Origin of the sequence: Morganella morganii, assembly GCF_019242955.1 — a bacterium.
Lineage (GTDB): Bacteria > Pseudomonadota > Gammaproteobacteria > Enterobacterales > Enterobacteriaceae > Morganella > Morganella sibonii.
Genome location: NZ_CP066129.1, coordinates 847,724 through 866,783, shown reverse-complemented (window position 1 = coordinate 866,783; position 19,060 = coordinate 847,724). Strand labels below are relative to the sequence as shown.

The 19,060-nt window shown below is 53.0% G+C and carries 16 protein-coding genes; 9 read left to right on the top strand and 7 right to left on the bottom strand.

Annotated elements, in window-relative coordinates; genetic code table 11:
* Positions 1–20 precede the first annotated feature (20 nt).
* Both JC793_RS03840 and JC793_RS03835 read left to right on the top strand, forming a co-directional pair.
* The gene (locus JC793_RS03840) at positions 21–251 is read left to right on the top strand and encodes a hypothetical protein (protein WP_046895116.1); all 231 of its coding nucleotides are present in this window, start codon (positions 21–23) and stop codon (positions 249–251) included.
* Complete coding sequence (locus JC793_RS03835) at positions 248–574, top strand: low molecular weight protein tyrosine phosphatase family protein (RefSeq protein WP_046895115.1); 327 nt, start codon at positions 248–250, stop codon at positions 572–574. The genes JC793_RS03840 and JC793_RS03835 overlap by 4 nt, the downstream gene beginning before the upstream one ends.
* Positions 575–833: 259 nt before the next feature.
* Here the strand turns inward: JC793_RS03835 and JC793_RS03830 are convergent, their stop codons facing one another.
* From JC793_RS03830 to JC793_RS03815, 4 genes are read right to left on the bottom strand one after another with little or no spacing between them, the layout of a single operon-like run.
* Positions 834–1,406 carry a molecular chaperone TorD family protein gene (locus JC793_RS03830; RefSeq protein ID WP_218427545.1) on the bottom strand — a complete coding sequence of 191 codons (573 nt, stop codon included), beginning with the start codon at positions 1,404–1,406 and terminating at the stop codon, positions 834–836.
* An 11-nt stretch (positions 1,407–1,417) separates the two neighbouring features.
* Positions 1,418–2,320 (bottom strand): dimethyl sulfoxide reductase anchor subunit family protein, encoded by a 903-nt coding sequence (locus JC793_RS03825; RefSeq protein ID WP_218427543.1) that lies wholly within the window; start codon positions 2,318–2,320, stop codon positions 1,418–1,420.
* Positions 2,317–2,958 carry a DMSO/selenate family reductase complex B subunit gene (locus JC793_RS03820; RefSeq protein WP_218427541.1) on the bottom strand — a complete coding sequence of 214 codons (642 nt, stop codon included), beginning with the start codon at positions 2,956–2,958 and terminating at the stop codon, positions 2,317–2,319. The genes JC793_RS03825 and JC793_RS03820 overlap by 4 nt, the downstream gene beginning before the upstream one ends.
* Positions 2,955–5,393 carry a DMSO/selenate family reductase complex A subunit gene (locus tag JC793_RS03815; RefSeq protein ID WP_218427540.1) on the bottom strand — a complete coding sequence of 813 codons (2,439 nt, stop codon included), beginning with the start codon at positions 5,391–5,393 and terminating at the stop codon, positions 2,955–2,957. The genes JC793_RS03820 and JC793_RS03815 overlap by 4 nt, the downstream gene beginning before the upstream one ends.
* A 388-nt stretch (positions 5,394–5,781) precedes the next feature.
* On the opposite strand from JC793_RS03815, the gene JC793_RS03810 reads away from it, so the two are divergent.
* The 5 genes from JC793_RS03810 to JC793_RS03790 all read left to right on the top strand — a co-directional run bounded on the left by JC793_RS03810 (position 5,782) and on the right by JC793_RS03790 (position 12,196).
* Positions 5,782–6,567, top strand: a complete 786-nt coding sequence (locus tag JC793_RS03810; RefSeq protein WP_045139064.1) for an AraC family transcriptional regulator — start codon at positions 5,782–5,784, stop codon at positions 6,565–6,567.
* Between the two features lie 273 nt (positions 6,568–6,840).
* On the top strand, positions 6,841–9,888 hold the full coding sequence (gene fdnG / locus JC793_RS03805; protein ID WP_166707107.1) for a formate dehydrogenase-N subunit alpha: 3,048 nt from the start codon (positions 6,841–6,843) through the stop codon (positions 9,886–9,888).
* Positions 9,889–9,897: 9 nt separating this feature from the next.
* A complete protein-coding gene (gene fdxH, locus JC793_RS03800) occupies positions 9,898–10,788 on the top strand; it encodes a formate dehydrogenase subunit beta (RefSeq protein ID WP_052926392.1) in 891 nt (296 codons plus the stop codon).
* On the top strand, positions 10,781–11,437 hold the full coding sequence (gene fdnI, locus JC793_RS03795) for a formate dehydrogenase-N subunit gamma (RefSeq protein WP_218427538.1): 657 nt from the start codon (positions 10,781–10,783) through the stop codon (positions 11,435–11,437). The genes fdxH and fdnI overlap by 8 nt, the downstream gene beginning before the upstream one ends.
* Before the next feature lie 129 nt (positions 11,438–11,566).
* Positions 11,567–12,196, top strand: a complete 630-nt coding sequence (locus JC793_RS03790; RefSeq protein WP_218427537.1) for a Fic/DOC family protein — start codon at positions 11,567–11,569, stop codon at positions 12,194–12,196.
* On the opposite strand, the gene JC793_RS03785 is transcribed toward JC793_RS03790, so the two are convergent.
* From JC793_RS03785 to hrpB, 3 genes are all read right to left on the bottom strand, one after another.
* The gene (locus JC793_RS03785) at positions 12,180–12,350 is read right to left on the bottom strand and encodes a hypothetical protein (protein ID WP_166707106.1); all 171 of its coding nucleotides are present in this window, start codon (positions 12,348–12,350) and stop codon (positions 12,180–12,182) included. The two genes, JC793_RS03790 and JC793_RS03785, sit on opposite strands and share 17 nt — an antisense overlap.
* A 123-nt stretch (positions 12,351–12,473) precedes the next feature.
* Positions 12,474–14,978 (bottom strand): bifunctional glycosyl transferase/transpeptidase, encoded by a 2,505-nt coding sequence (gene mrcB / locus JC793_RS03780; protein WP_218427535.1) that lies wholly within the window; start codon positions 14,976–14,978, stop codon positions 12,474–12,476.
* Positions 14,979–15,112: 134 nt separating this feature from the next.
* Positions 15,113–17,563 (bottom strand): ATP-dependent helicase HrpB, encoded by a 2,451-nt coding sequence (gene hrpB, locus JC793_RS03775; RefSeq protein WP_218427533.1) that lies wholly within the window; start codon positions 17,561–17,563, stop codon positions 15,113–15,115.
* Positions 17,564–17,655: 92 nt separating this feature from the next.
* Between hrpB and sfsA the strand changes: the two genes are divergently transcribed.
* Together sfsA and dksA are read left to right on the top strand one after the other, a co-directional pair.
* Complete coding sequence (gene sfsA, locus JC793_RS03770) at positions 17,656–18,366, top strand: DNA/RNA nuclease SfsA (protein ID WP_046895105.1); 711 nt, start codon at positions 17,656–17,658, stop codon at positions 18,364–18,366.
* Between the two features lie 187 nt (positions 18,367–18,553).
* Complete coding sequence (gene dksA / locus JC793_RS03765) at positions 18,554–19,009, top strand: RNA polymerase-binding protein DksA (RefSeq protein WP_004238923.1); 456 nt, start codon at positions 18,554–18,556, stop codon at positions 19,007–19,009.
* The last annotated feature ends 51 nt before the right edge of the window (positions 19,010–19,060 follow it).

Genomic DNA, 19,060 nt, shown 5'->3' with positions numbered 1-19,060 from the left:
ATTCTGAAAGAGAGAAAAAGATGGATAACACCCGAAACCGCGCCTGGCGCAGATTCAAAAACCGTATCAATAAGTCCCGTGATCAGAAGCACGATGCATCGTTATATGATTATCCGGCAGAAAAATGCTGGAAAATGATGTACGGACGCAGTGAAAAAATGATCCGGGCGGCTCAGTTGGGCATGGCATATCCGCAAATCAGTCAGGCGGTTCTGACGCGCAACGCCTGCGATGAGGAAGATAAAGTATGAATGTCCTGTTTATCTGCAGCCGCAATCAATGGCGCAGTCCGACGGCCGAACATCACTGGCGGAATCACCCGCAGTGGTCAGTTCGTTCCGCCGGTACCAGCCGCAATGCAAAACGCCGGGTTACCCCGGCGTTACTTCAGTGGGCTGATGTGATTTTTGTGATGGAGCAAAAACACAAAAACCGCCTGAAAGCGGAATTTACCCGCCTGTTGGATCACAAACCCCTTCATGTCCTTGAGATCCCGGATGATTATCATTACGGCGATCCGGCGCTGATCGCCCTGCTGGACGATCTGGTGCCACCGTATCTTTCCGCTGACTGAACCTTACCGGATCAGAATTCCCGCTGCTCTGTCAGCCAGCCGTTAAAGCGAACCGAGCACTCATCCTTGTCAGCCAGTCCGGAGGCGATAAAGATATTCTTTTTATTGTCCCTGTGACAATAAATTGACAGCACAGTGCCCATACACGGTAATTTAACTTAAGGTGGATTACGCGGTGCTGCAACAAAAAAATACGCCTCCCAGAGAAAGAGGCGTATAAGATTACGAGCAATGTAATCAAACCTTATAACTGTGAATATTATACTTTTATAAATGATTGCACGGTGGTCAGCGCCAGCCGGGTCAGTGCAGAATAAAACGGGCTGTTTCCGTGGGTATCCAGCCGCTGCGCGTAACGCGGCAGCCAGTTCATCAGGTGCTGACTGAGCAGCGTGTTAACGGCCGCTGCCCGCATTTCAGAGGCCAGTACCGCCGCCTGAAATAAAATCAGCCCGACATGGTCAGCCGGTTCCGGATACGGAGTATTCAGCTTCAGTCGTTCCTGTTTTAAAAACGCACTCAGCGCCAGAGTGGAGTCCCCCTGCAACAACCCTTCCGCATCCAGATATACCGACCCCCAGGGCGGAGCCGGTAACGCTCCCGGCCCGGCAAACAGTGACTGCCATGCGGATTTCAGCATTTCTGTGCCCGCTGCCGCCGTACGGCTCAGTTGCAGGCAAAGTGTGTCATCCACCTCACACGGCCACTGCTGCGCAAACCCCGGTAAGGAAAACAAACGCATGGCGGTCCGGTTGCTGTCATCATCCGGCGGGAACAGATAGCAGATCCCCAGCACGTTAAATGCAGCCGCATAGTGAGCTGTTCTGCTCATAACATCCCCCGTCAGATATGAATGTAATAGAACACATAGCGCAGCATAAACTCTGCCGCGATGGTCAGCAGACAGCCGCTGATAAATCCGCCGCAGACCGGTAAACCGCTGCGTGCTTTTTTCTGTACCCGCACCAGAGAGATACCGCAGAGTGCCACACCAATCACCGACGCTGCCCAGACACCAATCCGCAGCCCGGCAATACTGTCATACGCCTCAATCGGTGACAGCGGAAAGGTGATTGATGTGTGTGTCAGTTGCGTACGCGTCAGGTAATGCGCATAAAACGGCTGATACAACAGGCGCCCGATCAGACTTACCGCCATCACACTCCACAGCAGCCATAATGATGATAATGACAGTGCGTCAGCAGGCAATGTAATTCCGGCCCGGTGTCCGGCTTTCCGGATCACTATCACCACCAGAACAAACAGGACGGCACCGAGTGTCAGTGTTGTGCCGTAAAACATCAGATAGGTGTTGATATCATTCCAGGTCAGAATCGAGGTATAGCGGTAAATCGATGCCATACAAAAAATATCCGCCAGCCCGATCGCCATTGCCCCGCCGTATAACAGGAAAGAGAATTTTCCTGTCTTCCACAGCCAGAGAAAACTGACACCCAATGCACCGACAAACGCCGCCGTTACCACCACTTCCCGGCTGAGCCAGGCGCTGAACACATTATTAATCGCATTCGGGGCATTAAGCGGCACACCGAGGTGAGTAATTGATGCAACTGAGCCCGCACCGGCAATACCGCAGATAATAAAAATCGTCAGCATCATAAAGCGCTTAAAACTGTCTGCCGGGAGGCGGCGGCTGAGATGCACGGCAAACACCCCGCTCATAACGCACAGCCCCGCCGCCGCATTCATCATGTAAGTGAAAATTAAAAGTGACCACTCATTCATTTTTCTTTTTTCTCACTGTTCATATCATCAAAATTTGCGCCCTGATGCGGATTGATCACCAGATTCGGATGTGTAATTGACGGATCCGGCAGTCCGGTCACGTAATCAAGGTCACCGTATTTCGCCCGCAATTCCTCAATAGGCCCGAACTGAATCGCCCCGAGCGGACAGGTGCTGACACACACCGGCTGCTCACCGTTCTGCTGAAGATCAATACAGAAATCGCATTTCGACATCTGCTTTGTTTCCGGATTCATCTGCGGTGCGCCATACGGGCATGACCACGCACAGGCACCGCAGCCGACACATTTATCGGTATTGACCATGACGATGCCGTCCCCTGCACGCTTATGCATTGCGGTTGTCGGGCAGTTGCGCACGCAGATCGGGTCTTTGCAGTGGTTGCAGGAGATGGAGAGCGTATAGGCGAACACGTTATTGATCAGTGCGCCGTTTTTATTGCGGCTGTAACCACCGCCGGACATTTCATACACGCGGCGGAAGCGGCGGCCGACATCAAGATTATTTTTATCCTTGCACGCCACCTGACACGCCTTGCAGCCGGAGCAGCGGGCGGAATCAATATAGAAACCTAACTGTTTGTCGCTGACTGCCGGATAAACGATAAATTTGCTCATGCTTTTTCCACCTCAACCACTTTTTCCACCTCAACTAATAGTGTCTGGTGCGCGTTGCCGTGGGCGAGCGCGGTACTGCGTGACGAGGTGAGCACGTTGGCACATCCGCCCTGATCGATGCCGTTACTGTCCGGCTGCCACCAGGCGCCGGCCTGTAATGCCACCACACCCGGCATAATGCGCTGTGTGATTTTCACCGGTATCATGGTGATCCCGCGGTCGTTATGCACTTTCACTTTTTCGCCGTCACCGATACCGCGATCTGCCGCGTCTGCCGGGTTGATCCACAGCTCCTGGCGCTGCACTTCCTGTAACCACGGGTTGGCAAACTGCGTGGAGTTCGCGCGGTTACGCCCTTTCCAGGTAATCAGCTGTAACGGGTATCTCGCCGTGAGACTGTCCTCCGGGCCCTCGGTGGCTGCCACATAATGAGACAGCGCCGGGATCTCCGGATTGTGCATGTCATACAGGCGTTTGGAGAAAATCTCGATTTTGCCGGACGGAGTCGGGAACGGGTTGTTTTCCGGATCCTGAATGTTCTGCTCAAACGCGACGTTCTGCGTATGCGGACGATGCGTTAATAAATGGCGGCGTTTAACCAGCAGTTCCGCAAATGACGGGATGTTATCTTCCGGGCGCTTCTGTGCCGCATCATTAACGAGGAATTCTATCCAGTCGCGATCCGTTTCGTGACCTTCCGTAAATTCATCACGGACACCCAATTTCTCTGCCACTTCGCACAGCCAGTCATAGTCCGTGCGGCGCTCAAACTCCGGTTCAATGGCTTTTTCAGACAGGATCAGGTAATCACCGTAACTCCAGGTACCGCCGATATTCCAGCGTTCGAGGAAACTGGTTTCCGGCAACAGCAAATCGGCATATTTGGCGCTCGGTGTAAGATAGAGATCACTGCACACGATAAATTCGACTTTCGATTCATCCTCCAGCACTTTCGCGGCATGAAGAATATCGGTGTTCTGGTTGGTCATGTAATTACCCGCCATCGAGAACATCATTTTGATTTCGGTGCCGAGTTTGTCTGCATTTTTCAGCCCGTTCTCCGGAGTCACCAGGGTTTTGTCTTCGCACGCCTGCACCCAATTGGTGATATTGATTTTGGCTTTGACCGGGTTATCAAACAGCGCGGGTCCGGCGATGGTTTTGCGCAGTTCCGGGTTCAGCGCCATGCCGTAACCTGCCGCCCAGCCGCCGCGCGCACCGACATTACCGGTGATGGTTGCCAGCAGCGTCGCGCCGCGTGCACTGCGCTCACCGCAGATATGGCGCTGCGGTCCCCAGCCCTGCATCAGCACTGCCGGTTTGGTGACGGCATATTCACGCGCCAGCTGACGGATAGTCTCCGCCGGTACTTTGGTGATTTTCTCTGCCCATTCCGGGGTTTTGGCAACGCCGTCTTTTTTACCGGTCAGATACGCTGACAGCGATTCATTATCCGCGACACCTTCCGGCATCTGGTCTTCGCTGAATCCCAGGGTGTATTTATCAATAAATGACTGGTCATGAAGATTTTCTGTCACGATGACATACATCATCGCGTCCATCATGGCGTTATCGGTTGTCGGCAGGATCGGTATCCACTGATCTGCCAGCGAGGATGCGGTATCGGAGTAGCGCGGATCAACGACAATAAATTTGGTGCCGTTCTTTTTCATCTTCTGAAAATAGTGGTTGCTGTGCCCGAAAATCGTTTCGTTCGGGTTATGCCCCCACAGGATCACCAACGGGGTATTTTCCAGGGTATCGAGCGTACTGCCGCTGGCAGCGGTTCCGTAGGTATACGGCGTGGCGGCCATGGTGTTACCGTTACTGACCGAGTGATAGTTTTCCAGGAATCCGCCGGTCAGATTAAACAGGCGGCGCAGCATATTCGCGCCGGAAAAAATCCCGCCGGTCACGCCGGTACTCAGGCTGACAAAACGCGACGCCGGGCCGTATTTGTCACTGATGCGCTGCCATTCGGCGGCGATCATACTGGTGGCTTCCTCCCAGCTGATGCGCTCAAAACGCCCCTCACCGCGCTTACCAACCCGCTTCATCGGGTATTTCAGGCGATCAGGGTGATAAATAAATTTCCGGTAACCGCGTCCGCGTACGCAGGCGCGCATGATCGGCATCTCTTCATTCAGTTCCGCATCCGGCCGGGTCGTGATGCGGACAGCTTTTCCGTCTTTGATATGGGCGCGGATATCACATTTCCCGCCGCAGTCAAAACTGCTGCAGGTCGGTACAATGCGCACGCCGTCATCAGCCTGATGAACCGGAATATGTGCCGGATCAGACGGCGCGGATGCAATACTTTCAGAGGCCAGAAACGGCACCGCAGATAATACGGAACTGACCTGTATAAAACGGCGGCGGCTTATTTCGCCGGGCGCGGCGGATTTTTCATTATGGTGGCCGGATTGATGACTCATAATAGATTTACCCCGGGTGAGAAACACATTGCGGAATTTAACAATCAGAAAATAATAAATATTATTTAATTTTAAATAACCGGAAATAACATCACACCGCCGGTAATCAGTTAATAACCGGTAATAATGATAATCTGAACAAACAGAATGGCGGCAGCAAGATAGTAATAGATTAATATATTGCCGCCATGCGCAAATCAGACAACGACAATTGAATTCCGGCCTCTTTCCCGCTACTGTTAACTGAACGTTTTGTATTTGTTACCGTAAAAATACAGATGCGGCATCCGGTTCCGTTATTATCACAATAAGACCTGTTTTGCGGTGACGGGATCTGATATAACACCCGCCGGTTTTTCCTTTCAGTCAGATACGGAGCACGGCATTTATGAGAAATATTCCGTTAAAAAGCGTGGATAATATCGCGCGGGATGTCATTGCGCTCGGTACAGATTATCTGCCTGATACCCTGCTGGAATATCACGCTCACCGCCGGGCGCAGTTTTTGTATCCGGCCACCGGACTGATTGAAGTCAGTACCGCAGACGGCGAATGGGTGATCCCGCCGTCCTGCGGGGTATGGATACCGGAACAGGTCGCCCATGAAACACGGATGCTGAATGTCAGCACCCGCAGTCTGTATATCGAACCGGCAGCAAAACCGCGCCACGCCGTCAGTTGTGAGGTGGTGAGTGTTTCCCCGCTGCTGCGCCAGCTGCTGCTGGAAGCCGTGGATATCCCGGCGGAATATGATATTCAGGGACGTGACGGTATGCTGATGCAGCTTATTCTCTGCGAACTGGCGCGTATGCCTCCGCTGCCGTTTTTCGCGCCGATCCCGCGTGATGAGAAACTCGGCCGTCTGTGCAGAGAGTTTATGCGCAAGCCGGTGATTACCTCACAGCCCGGGGAATGGGCTGAACAGCTGCATAAAAGCGAACGCTCTTTCAGCCGTTTTTTCCGCACCCAGACCGGGATGTCGTTTTCAGAGTGGCGCCAGCAGGCTTGCCTGCTTAACTCGCTGTCTCATATTCTGTCCGGGAAATCGATTACCGAAGTGGCCTATGAGCTGGGTTACAACAGCGCAGGTGCATTTTCCATTATGTTTAAAAAACAGATGGGGCAATCCCCTTCCCATTTTAAAAATGACGATTCGGATATCCGCCATTTTTAAATTGTTTTTTAACAAATATAATTTTAGTATGATGTCCGGAATACATTTGATTTATTTTCCTGTTTTCTCTTTTTGTGTATTTTTCTTAATTGATCTGAATCAAATTTAAATTTACCTTACTACCACTTTGTGATTATTTACAAAACACTAAAAACCTCAATTAATAATTATTAAACATCAAAGTTCACTTTCATTGATTTCAGGCAATATAAATTCAACCTTTGCTGATATTCTCCTCACGATTTTTTACAAATAAATAAAAAAGAGGATGCGATGAATTTCAGCCGCAGACAGTTCTTTAAGGTTTGTGCCGGTGGTCTCGCCGGAACAACTGCCGCCGCTTTAGGCTTTATGCCGTCAGTAGCAATGTCCAATGTCCGGGAATACAAATTACTCCGTTCAAAAGAGACCCGTAACACCTGTACCTACTGCTCCGTCGGGTGCGGATTACTGATTTACAGCATGGGCGATGGTGCCATGAATGCCAAATCAGCAATTTTTCACGTCGAGGGCGATCCTGATCATCCGGTCAACCGCGGAGCGTTATGTCCGAAAGGTGCCGGTCTGCTCGATTATATTCACAGTGAGAGCCGTCTGCGTTATCCTCAGTATCGTGCGCCGGGTTCTGATAAATGGCAGCGTATCAGTTGGGATGACGCGTTTGAGCGTATCGCCCGCCTGATGAAAGCCGACCGTGATGCTAACTTCATTGAGAAAAACAGCGAAGGCACTACGGTAAACCGCTGGCTGACCACCGGGATGCTCTGCGCCTCAGCCGCCAGTAACGAAACCGGGATGCTGACCCAGAAATTTACCCGTTCCCTCGGGATGCTGGCAGTCGATAACCAGGCGCGTGTCTGACACGGACCAACGGTAGCAAGTCTTGCTCCGACATTTGGTCGCGGTGCCATGACCAACCACTGGGTTGATATCAAAAACGCCAACGTCGTTGTGGTAATGGGCGGGAATGCTGCGGAAGCACATCCTGTCGGATTCCGCTGGGCGATGGAAGCAAAAAACAACAACGATGCCACACTGATTGTTGTCGATCCGCGTTTTACACGGACCGCATCGGTGGCAGATCACTACATCCCGATCCGTTCCGGAACCGACATTACCTTCCTTTCCGGTGTGATCCTGTATCTGATGGAAAACGGGAAATTCCACGACGAGTATGTGCGCCATTACACCAATGCGCCGTTACTGGTCCGTGAGGATTATGCTTTCAGCGACGGTTTATTCAGCGGCTACGATGCTGAAAAACGCCGTTATGACAAAACCACCTGGAATTACCAGTTCGGTGAAGACGGTTATGCCCTGCGTGACGACACTCTGCAACATCCGCAGTGTGTATGGAATCTGCTGAAAACGCATGTCAGCCGTTATACCCCGGATATGGTAGAAAAAATCTGCGGTACACCGCAGGCAGATTTCCTCAAAGTCTGTGAGATTCTGGCGTCCACCAGCCCGGCCAACCGTGCGGCCACTTTCCTGTACGCCCTCGGCTGGACCCAGCATACTGTCGGTGCGCAGAACATCCGTACCATGGCGATGATCCAGCTGCTGCTCGGCAACATGGGTGTGGCAGGCGGCGGCGTGAACGCCCTGCGCGGTCACTCCAACATTCAGGGTCTGACAGACCTGGGTCTGCTCTCTACCAGCCTGCCGGGTTATCTGACTCTGCCGTCTGAAAAACAGACCGACATCGGCAGCTATCTGAAAGCCAATACGCCGAAAGCCACGCTGCCGGGCCAGGTCAACTACTGGAGCAACTATCCGAAGTTCTTCGTCAGCCTGATGAAATCGTTCTACGGCGATGAAGCAACCAAAGAGAACCAGTGGGGCTATGACTGGCTGCCGAAGTGGGATCAGGCTTATGACGTGCTGAAGTATTTCGACATGATGAACAAAGGCGAAATCAACGGCTATATCTGTCAGGGCTTTAACCCGGTTGCGTCCTTCCCGGACAAAAACAAAGTGGTCAGCTGCCTGAGCAAACTGAAATACCTGATAACCGTTGACCCGCTGAGCACTGAAACCGCGAGCTTCTGGCAGAACCACGGTGATATGAATGATGTCGATACCGCATCCATTCAGACTGAGGTGTTCCGTCTGCCGTCCACCTGTTTCGCGGAAGAAGACGGCTCGATTGCCAACTCCGGCCGCTGGTTACAGTGGCACTGGAAAGCGGCGGATGCCCCGGGGGAAGCCCGTACCGATGGTCAGATCCTTGCCGGTATTCTGTGGAAAATGCGCGAACTGTATGAACAGGAAGGCGGTCAGGGTGTTGATCAGCTGATGAAAATGTCCTGGGATTACAAGCAGCCGTTTAATCCGGAATCCGACGAAGTCGCCAAAGAGAACAACGGCGTGGCCCTTGAAGATCTGTATGATGCCAACGGCAACTTACAGGCGAAAAAAGGTGAACTGCTCAGCTCCTTTGCACTGCTGCGTGATGACGGCTCAACCGCGTCCTCCTGCTGGATCTACACCGGCTGCTGGACCGAACAGGGCAACCAGATGGCGAAACGGGATAACAGTGACCCGTCCGGCATCGGTAACACCCTCGGCTGGGCATGGGCATGGCCACTGAACCGCCGTGTGATCTATAACCGCGCCTCTGCTGATCCGCAGGGTAAACCATGGGATAAGAACCGTATTCTTATCGAATGGAACGGTAAGAAGTGGGTCGGTAACGATATTCCTGACTTCAATACCTCTGCACCGGACGCCGGTACCGGGCCGTTTATCATGCAGCCGGAGGGTTTAGGCCGTCTGTTTGCCATCGATAAAATGGCGGAAGGTCCGTTCCCGGAACACTATGAACCGTTTGAAACGCCGATTGGTACTAACCCGCTGCATCCGGAGGTTGTTTCCAACCCGGCCGCCCGTATCTTTGAGGACGACAAAAAACGTCTCGGAAATCATACGGAATTCCCGTACGTCGGCACGACTTATCGTCTGACAGAACATTTCCATACCTGGACCAAACATGCGCGGCTTAATGCTATCGCACAGCCGGAACAGTTTGTGGAAATCAGTGAAACCCTGGGGAATGCCAAAGGGATCAGCAGCGGCGACAAAGTAAAAGTCAGCAGTAAACGCGGCTTTATCCGCGCGGTTGCTGTCGTCACACCGCGTCTTCAGACACTGATGGTGGATGGTAAGCCGGTCGAAACGGTCGGGATCCCGATTCACTGGGGTTTTGAGGGTGCTGCCCAAAAAGGCTTTATCAGCAATACGCTGACCCCGGGAGTCGGTGACGCCAACTCGCAAACGCCTGAGTTTAAAGCGTTCTTAGTTAACATCGAGAAGGCGTAAGGAGGAATTATGTCCATGCAATCTCAAGACATTATCAAACGTTCTGCGACCAACAGCATAACGCCGCCTCCTCAGGCCCGTGACGACAAGTTTGAAGTCGCCAAGCTGATCGATGTGTCCACCTGTATCGGCTGTAAAGCCTGTCAGGTGGCCTGTTCCGAGTGGAATGACATCCGGGATGACGTCGGGTTCTGTACCGGGGTTTATGATAACCCGACCGATCTCAGCGCCAAATCCTGGACTGTCATGCGGTTCAGCGAGACCAAAGAGAACGGCAAACTGGAGTGGCTGATCCGCAAGGACGGCTGCATGCACTGTTCAGATCCGGGCTGCCTGAAAGCCTGCCCGTCTGCCGGTGCCATTATTCAGTATGCCAACGGTATCGTTGATTTCCAGTCAGAGCACTGCATCGGCTGCGGCTACTGTATCGCGGGTTGTCCGTTCAATATTCCGCGTCTGAACCCGAAAGATAACCGGGTGTACAAATGTACGCTCTGTGTTGACCGGGTCAGCGTGGGCCAGGAACCGGCCTGTGTGAAAACCTGTCCGACCGGCGCTATCCATTTCGGCACCAAGAAAGACATGCTGGAAGTGGCGGATGAGCGCGTGCAGAAACTGCAAAAACGTGGCTTTGCCAATGCCGGTATCTACAATCCGGACGGTGTCGGCGGCACACACGTGATGTATGTGCTTCAGCACGCGGATAATCCGGAGCTATATCACGGGCTGCCGAAAGATCCGCAGATTGATACACCAATCGATCTCTGGAAAGGGGTACTGAAACCGCTGTCGGCTATCGGGTTTATCGCCACCTTTGCCGGACTGGTTTTCCACTACGTGGGGATCGGGCCGAACAAAGAGACGGACGATGAGGAAGAGGAGGAAACTCACCATGAGTAAGAAAAGCAAAATGATTGTCCGCACGAAGTTTATTGATCGTGCCTGTCACTGGACAGTGGTGATCTGCTTTTTCCTGGTCTCCTTATCCGGTATTGCGCTGTTCTTCCCGACACTGCAATGGCTGACGGAAACATTCGGGACACCGGCGATGGGGCGTATTCTGCACCCGTTCTTCGGTGTGCTGATTTTCGTCGTGCTGATGTTTATGTTTTTCCGCTTCGTTAAGCACAACATCCCGGACAGAGAAGATCTGCCGTGGATTAAAAACATTATCGAAGTACTGAAAGGCAATGAGCACCATGTGGCGCGTGTCGGTAAATACAACGCCGGACAGAAAATGATGTTCTGGAGCATTATGAGCATGATCTTTGTGCTGCTTGCCACCGGGATCATCATCTGGCGTCCGTACTTTGCGCACTACTTCCCGATGTGGATGATCCGCTGGAGTCTGCTGATCCACGCAACGGCAGCCATCATCCTGATCCACGCTATCCTGATCCATATGTATATGGCTTTCTGGGTGAAAGGGTCAATCAAAGGTATGGTGGAAGGTAAAGTCAGCCGCCGCTGGGCGAAGAAACATCACCCGCGCTGGTATGAAGAAGTGGAAGCCAAAGAAGCTGCTGAGGAAGCGAAGCAGAAGAAGTAATTTTCACCGGCTTTTAACTGTGAGCTGCGCCGCAAACGTTCAATGCAACAAATGCGGCGCAGTTTTTTTATGGTTTGATTTTCATCTGCAATAAGGCATACCGCACAGTAAAACGGATAAATCAGCAGAATGAATAAGTATCATGTATCAAACAGTGAAGGAAAATTTGCTGCCGGTTCAGATGATGACGTTTTGGAAAACAAACTTCAGCTGTCTGAGACTCATGATATTAATGATGCTGAATTAGTGTTACTGGAAAAGCTTTATAAGTTTGTTTTCAGTACTGCATTTCCTGCCGGAAAAATTACCATACCACTAATAAAACAATGGCATCGTCAGTGGCTGGGGAATATCTATGACTGGGCCGGGCAAATCCGGACTGTTAATATCAGCAAAGATAATTTCATCTTCGCGCCTGCAGGCAGAATTGCGGGTTTGCTTTCACAATTCGAAAAGGAGTTCCTGAGCAGGTACACGCCTTGTACAGGAATGACCAGAGAACAACTGACTGAAGCGATCGCAGTCGTCCACACTGAGTTTATACTGATTCATCCGTTTCGTGAAGGAAACGGCCGTTTGTCCCGCCTGATCGCTGATGTTATGGCAGTTCAGGGTGGATTACAGCCTCTGGATTATAACTGCTGGAAACAACATCCGGCACATTATATTGCTGCTATTCACGCAGCATTAAATCTGAATTACGAACCAATGAAATATTGGGTTAGTCAGGCACTTAAAAAAACTAAACCGCCAGCCTGAGGTGGGCATATTTTTCACGTTTTTTTTTCAGAGCCTCAGCCAGTTTTTGTGGCTCCTGTCCGGTTTCAACCGCTGTAGATGTTACAACAGCCCGGATTAGCTGTTCATTATCAGGCATTATCAGCTTCTGTTGTGTTTTCTTACTGTTTTTCATTTTTCCTCCGGACATATACCGCATACCTGATCATAATGCCATTACACATAATCCGCAATGGTCACTAAAAAAACAAAACCCGCCTTGCGGCGGGTTTTTCAGTGCTTCTCACAGAACAGGGGATTACTGTTCAAACATCTCTTTCAGCCAGCCGGGGGCTTCTTCGCCCTGCTGCTGAGCCGGTGCCTGCTGTCCGCACAGTGCCTGTGCATCTGTTGTCCAGACCGGTAAAGTCCGGGTGACACCCACGCCGTTGCAGACAAAGTTTCCGTCTGCATCCACGGCCATCTCCGCGATATCTTCCGGCGGCGTGAGGTTCAGCGCCAGCGGCGGCTGATTGTCCAGATAACGGCCGTAGAGCACCAGTGCACCGGAGCCGCCGTACAGGCCGGACGGGCTGTTATCATCCAGTCCCATCCAGGATACGGTGACTTCCTTACCGTCGATACCGACAAACCAGCTGTCGCGCATCAGGTTCGTGGTCCCGGTTTTCCCGGCCAGATGGTATTTACCGAATTTCGATCCCAGACGACGCGCTGCGGTACCGCGTTCCACCACCTGCTGCATGCCGTAGAGCGTCATATAGGCTGCCTGCGGGGCAACAGCACGCTGCGCCTGCGGGAAGCTCTGGTAAATCACAGTACCGTCTTCCGCAATCACGGAACGCAAAGCGGACAATGTCGCGCGGTTACCGCCGCTGCCGATGGTCTGGAACAGCTGAGAAACCTGCAATGGCGTCAGGTTTACCGCACCAAGCAGCATCGCCGGAACTTTCTGGATATTTTTCGGCGGTGCGCCAAGGCGGATAAAGGTATCCGCTACCGCATCCAGGCCAACCGCCATACCGAGGTTAACCGTCGGCACGTTGATAGAGCGCGCCAGACCATCCACCAGCATCACACGGCCGCTGAAGGTTTTGCTGTCGTTACGCGGTGACCAGGTCCCGCCACCGCCCGGCACGTTAATAGTCAGCGGCTGATCGTCCAGCCAGGTATTCAGACGGTAAGAGTCGGGAATACCGAGCGCGGTAAGATAGGTCATCGGTTTTGCCAGTGAGCCGATAGAGCGCTCTGCTGCCATCGCGCGGTTAAACCCGGCAAACTGCGGCTGGGAGCCGCCGACCATCGCACGGACTTCGCCGCTGATGCGGTCAACCACCACCATCGCGCCTTCCAGCTCCGGCTTTTTACGTTCCGCACGGATGGCTTTCACGCCCTCTTCAACCGCATTTTCTGCCGCATCCTGTGAAACCGGATCAAGCGTGGTGAAGATTTTCACCCCGGACAGATCATCCACTTTATCGCCGAGCTTCTCGCGCAGTTCCTGGCGAACCAGCTGCATAAACGCAGGCTGCGGCGTGATCACACCACTTTTCTCTTTCACACCCAGCGGACGTGCGCTCAGGACATCATACATTTCCTGATCGATCACCCCGCCCTGGGTTTGCAGGAGTTTCAGCACCACGTTACGGCGCTCAAGCGCATTTTTCGGGTTACGCCACGGGTTATAGACTGATGCCCCTTTTACCATGCCCACCAGCAGTGCCACCTGATCGAGGCTCAGCTCATCCACCGGACGGCCGAAATAATAGAGGCTCGCCAGCGGGAAACCACGGATCTGTTCATCCCCGCTCTGCCCCAGATACACTTCGTTGAGGTACAGTTCCAGGATACGGTCTTTGTCGTAGCGGTAATCCATAATGAGCGCCATATAGGCTTCATTGGCTTTACGCACCAGTGTCCGTTCGTTGGATAAGAACAGGTTTTTCACCAGCTGCTGTGTCAGGGTACTGCCGCCCTGCACCGCACGTCCCGCCGTCAGGTTTGCCAGCAGGGCACGTCCGATGGAGGTGATGCTGATACCGTCATGTTCATAGAAATTGCGGTCTTCGGTCACCAGCAGGGCTTTGACCAGTTCATCCGGGAAGCCGCTGCGGGCCAGGAACAGACGCTGCTCACCATTCGCGGACTGCATCATGGTGATCAGTTTCGGATCGAGGCGGAAGAAACCGAATTCGCGGCCGTTATCCACGTTTTCAATTTTTTCCAGTCCGCTGCTGCCGAAGGTCAGACGGGCATTGATCTGCCCCTCTTTACTGTCCGGGAAATCAAACGGGCGGCGCAGCATCTGAATGGTATTACCGGTCACGGAAAATTCACCGGCACGGGTGATTTTGGTGACTTTGCGGTACTGCATACCTTCCAGCAGTTTAACCATCTCATTCAGGCTGTAATCCATACCCGGCTCAAGGTTAACGGTGCGTCCGTAAACCGCGGCAGGCAGATCCCAGACTTTGCCGTCCAGGCGGTCACTGATTTTTCCGGCCAGATAAACGCCGTAGATCCCCAGCAGGATAGCCATCACAATGCCGAGTTTGACCAGGAACCAGAACCAGCGCCAGCGTCGTTTAGGCGGCTTGTTTTTGCGCCCTTTTTTACTCATGCGCGCAGTATCCTCTTCATCGTCATAATCATCATCCGGCTCGTCATCACCAAATTCATCATCGTATTCAATATCATCGTCATAATCCTCATCCCGGCGGCGACGGCGGTCTGAGCGCCCTCTTTTTTTACCGGCAGAGGCTTTACTGCCCCTGCGGCCGGTGGGTTCACGATCAAAATCAGACATGGTCTCTCCCGTCAGTCTGTCTGCCGCACAGTGATGTGCCGGGCGGGACAGGCGGTTATTTCATCAGTCGCTATTGTCGCCGATTCCGGCAACAGACACAGTAAAAATCCGTTAAACAAAGGCTATCTTTGCATTTACATAAACTTTTTTACACGCTTTGTCGGCAGTGCGTTTGCCGGATCATCCGGCCAGAAATGTTTGGGATAACGCCCTTTCATCTCTTTCTGCACATCCCGGTAACTCCCGCCCCAGAAGGCTTTCAGGTCAGCGGTCACCTGCAGCGGGCGGTGTGCGGGGGATAGCAGACTGACCGTCACCGGCACTCTTCCCTGCGCCACCACCGGCGTTTCACGGACACCATACATCTCCTGAATCCGGACTGCCATCACCGGCGGTTTATCCGCGGCATATTCTACAGGTATCCGGGTCCCGGTGGGTACTTCAAAATGACGCGGGAACTGTGCATCCAGCCATTGCTGCTGTGACCAGTCCATCCGCTGACGCAGCGCGCCGCACAGATCCAGCTTTGCCAGCTGCTGCTGATTGCGCACACCGGTCAGATACGGCGACAACCACGTCTCAAGCGTGGCGAGCAGTGTATCATTATCTGCGGCAGGCAGTGTCTGTTCCGGAAACAGATCGTGTGCCAGCTGCTGGCGGATAAGCAACTGCTCACAAGCGTCACTGAACGGCAGAACAGATAATCCCTGTTCGCGGATCCAGCTGAGCAGGGCTTCGCGGACAACCTCATCAGACGGTGCCGCCAGCGGTTTGCGCTCAATAATCAGCTGCCCGCAGGTGACCGCCTGCCATGCCTGCCAGCTGCCTTTGTTTTCATCACGGGTAAGACGATTTTCGGTTTTCAGCAGATGCGGTGCCATTTCTGTCAGCTGTGACAGCGCAAACGGCACTGCTTTCAGTATCCGCGCATTGGCCTGCTGATCATTTTGCAGGATCAGCGGGGCGATAAGCCCCGGCTCATTACCCAGCGGGCTGCTTTCATCTGTAACAGCGCCGGTGCCGTTTGCCAGCAGAAAAGCACCACCGCGCCCCCGGCTTCCGGCAATTCTGTCCGGAAAGCCCTGTAATAAGGTGCGGCACAACCAGCCGCTGTCCGGATCATGAACTGGTTTTCTGACCGGCAGACCGGCCGCCTGTAATAACTGATGCGCCCGCTTATCCCAGCGGGCGGAGGGATGAGTCAGGTCATGCAGCAGATTACCGTTACCTTCGCGGGATGGCTCTTCCAGCGCGGCAATCAGCCTGGCGGCGTAATATATCTGTGCCGGTTCTTCATTAAGTGTGTACAGCCACAAGGCGGAGAGGCGCGGTTCCGTCCCGGAAGCCGCCATCGCCTCACCTTTGGCGGTCAGTCCGCCCTGCGGCAGCAGACAGCCCATTTCTGTCAGTAATTTTTTCGCCACCTGTACCGCCACCGCGGGCGGGGTATCAAGCCAGGAGAGCTGAGATACTTCGCGGCAACCCCACTGTGCCAGATTCAGCATCAGCCCGGCCAGGTCACTGTGACAGATTTCCGGTTCACTGTGGGCAGCAGCGCGTTCCGCTTCCGCCTGACCGCACAGGTGCAGACAAATCCCCGGAGCAAGACGTCCTGCCCGACCTGCACGCTGCGTCATTGATGAGCGGCTGATACGGCTGCGAACCAGACGGGTCAGCCCGCTGCGCGGATCAAACTGCCCGGTTTTTTCCAGACAACTGTCCACTACCAGCGTCACACCTTCGATGGTCAGACTGGTTTCGGCGATATTGGTTGCCAGCACGATTTTGCGCATACCGGGCGGCGGCGGTTCAATCGCCTGCTGCTGCTCTTTCAGGGAAAGTGCGCCGTACAGCGGGCAGATAAGCGTATCCGCACCGGTTTTACCGGTCAGTTGTTCCTGTAACCGGCAGATTTCCGCCTGGCCCGGCAGAAATACCAGCACGGAGCCTTCCTCCTGCTGATACAGCTGCAACACCGCACGGGCCACCTCACTGATAAAAGGCTGATGCGTACTGAGCGGCTGATAACGCCTCTCCACCGGAAAAGCACGCCCCTCTGCGGTGATCACTTCCGCCTGCGGCAGCAGAGACAGCAGTTGTTCATTATCCAGGGTCGCGGACATCACCAGCAGACGCAGATCATCACGCAGCGAGGACTGCACATCCAGCAGCAGGGCAAGGGCGAGGTCGGCCTGTAAATTACGTTCATGGAATTCATCCAGAATAATGATACCAACTTCGGATAATTCCGGATCCTGCTGTAACATTCTGACCAGAATTCCCTCAGTAACAACTTCAAACCGGGTGGCGGCACTGACCCGGGTTTCGCCGCGCATCCGGTAACCGACCGTTTCCCCCGGACGTTCGCCGAGCTGTGACGCCAGACGGTGTGCCACGCTGCGGGCCGCGATACGACGGGGTTCCAGCATGATAATCCGCCCGGTGACAGAAGCATCTTTCAGCATCAGCAGCGGCAGAACAGTGGATTTTCCGCTGCCGGTGGGCGCCTGTAACAACACCTGCGGGGCACTTTTCAGTGCCGTACTGAGTGCCGGATAAATGTTACAAACGGGGGAATATGTCACAAAAACCTCATCATTATCTGCTTAACTTTCGACGCACAACATTGTAGCATTGCCGCCCCCTGAAAAGTGCAGTCACATTGACAGGAGTTGTGATGGAATTTCATCCCCCGTTACAGGCGGGCACACTGGTACAGCGTTATAAACGTTTTCTTGCGGATATTATCACGCAGGACGGCCGCACAATTACTATTCATTGTGCCAATACCGGCGCGATGACGGGTTGTGCCACGCCGGGTGATACCGTCTGGTATTCCGAATCCGCTAATGCGAAACGCAAGTATCCGTACAGCTGGGAACTGACACAAACACAGGCCGGGCATCTGATTTGCGTGAATACCCAGCAGGCAAACCGGCTTGTGGCAGAGGCCATTGCGCAGAACCGAATCCCGGAACTTGCCGGGTATCAGACGCTCACGCAGGAAGTAAGATACGGCAGCGAAAACAGCCGGATTGATTTTTTACTGACGGACCCGGAGAAAAAGCCCTGCTATGCGGAGGTGAAATCCGTCACGCTGCTGGAAAACGGACACGGATATTTTCCCGACACCGTAACTTTACGTGGACAAAAACACGTACGTGAGTTACAAGCAATTGCTGAAGCGGGAAATCGTGCTGTTCTGTTTTTTGCTGTACTGCATTCAGGGATTGAGGCCGTATCGGATGCAGCACACATTGATAAAAAATATTCATCACTTTTGCAGAAGGCGTCACAATCCGGAACAGAGATTATTTGCTACAGAATGCGGATAACACCGGATGGCATCACTGCCGGAGAAAAGATACCCTTCTCATTCATGGGGTGAATATCAATTTTTTTAATAATAAATAGGATGTTTTGTAAGTTTCGGAGTAAATAAACACGCGGTTCTTCACACCTTACAAAACTAATGAGATCAAGGGTTGCATTATCCATAATCATCTGCTATCTATAGCGGCCTATTTTTCCCCTCTAAGGGATATTGTCAGACATGCGTGTGTAGGAGAAGCATTATGCAAGAAGGGCAAAAACGTAAAACCTCGTCCCTGAGCATTCTTGCCATTGCCGGCGTGGAGCCGTATCACGAGAAGGCAGGCGAAGAATACATGAACGAAGCCCAGTTGGCCCATTTCAAGCTGATACTTGAAGCATGGCGCAACCAACTCAGGGATGAAGTAAACCGCACTGTCACGCACATGCAGGATGAAGCCGCTAACTTCCCGGACCCGGTTGACCGTGCCGCTCAGGAAGAAGAATTCAGCCTGGAACTTCGTAACCGTGACCGCGAGCGCAAACTGATCAAAAAGATCGAAAAAACCCTCAAAAAGGTTGAGGACGACGATTTTGGTTTTTGTGAGTCCTGCGGGGTCGAAATCGGTATCCGCCGTTTAGAGGCGCGTCCGACCGCAGATTTATGTATCGACTGTAAGACACTCGCTGAAATCCGCGAAAAGCAGATGGCGGGCTGACAGGTTCACCACAGACGGCGCTTTAACAGCGCCGTCCGTTTTTCTGCCTCT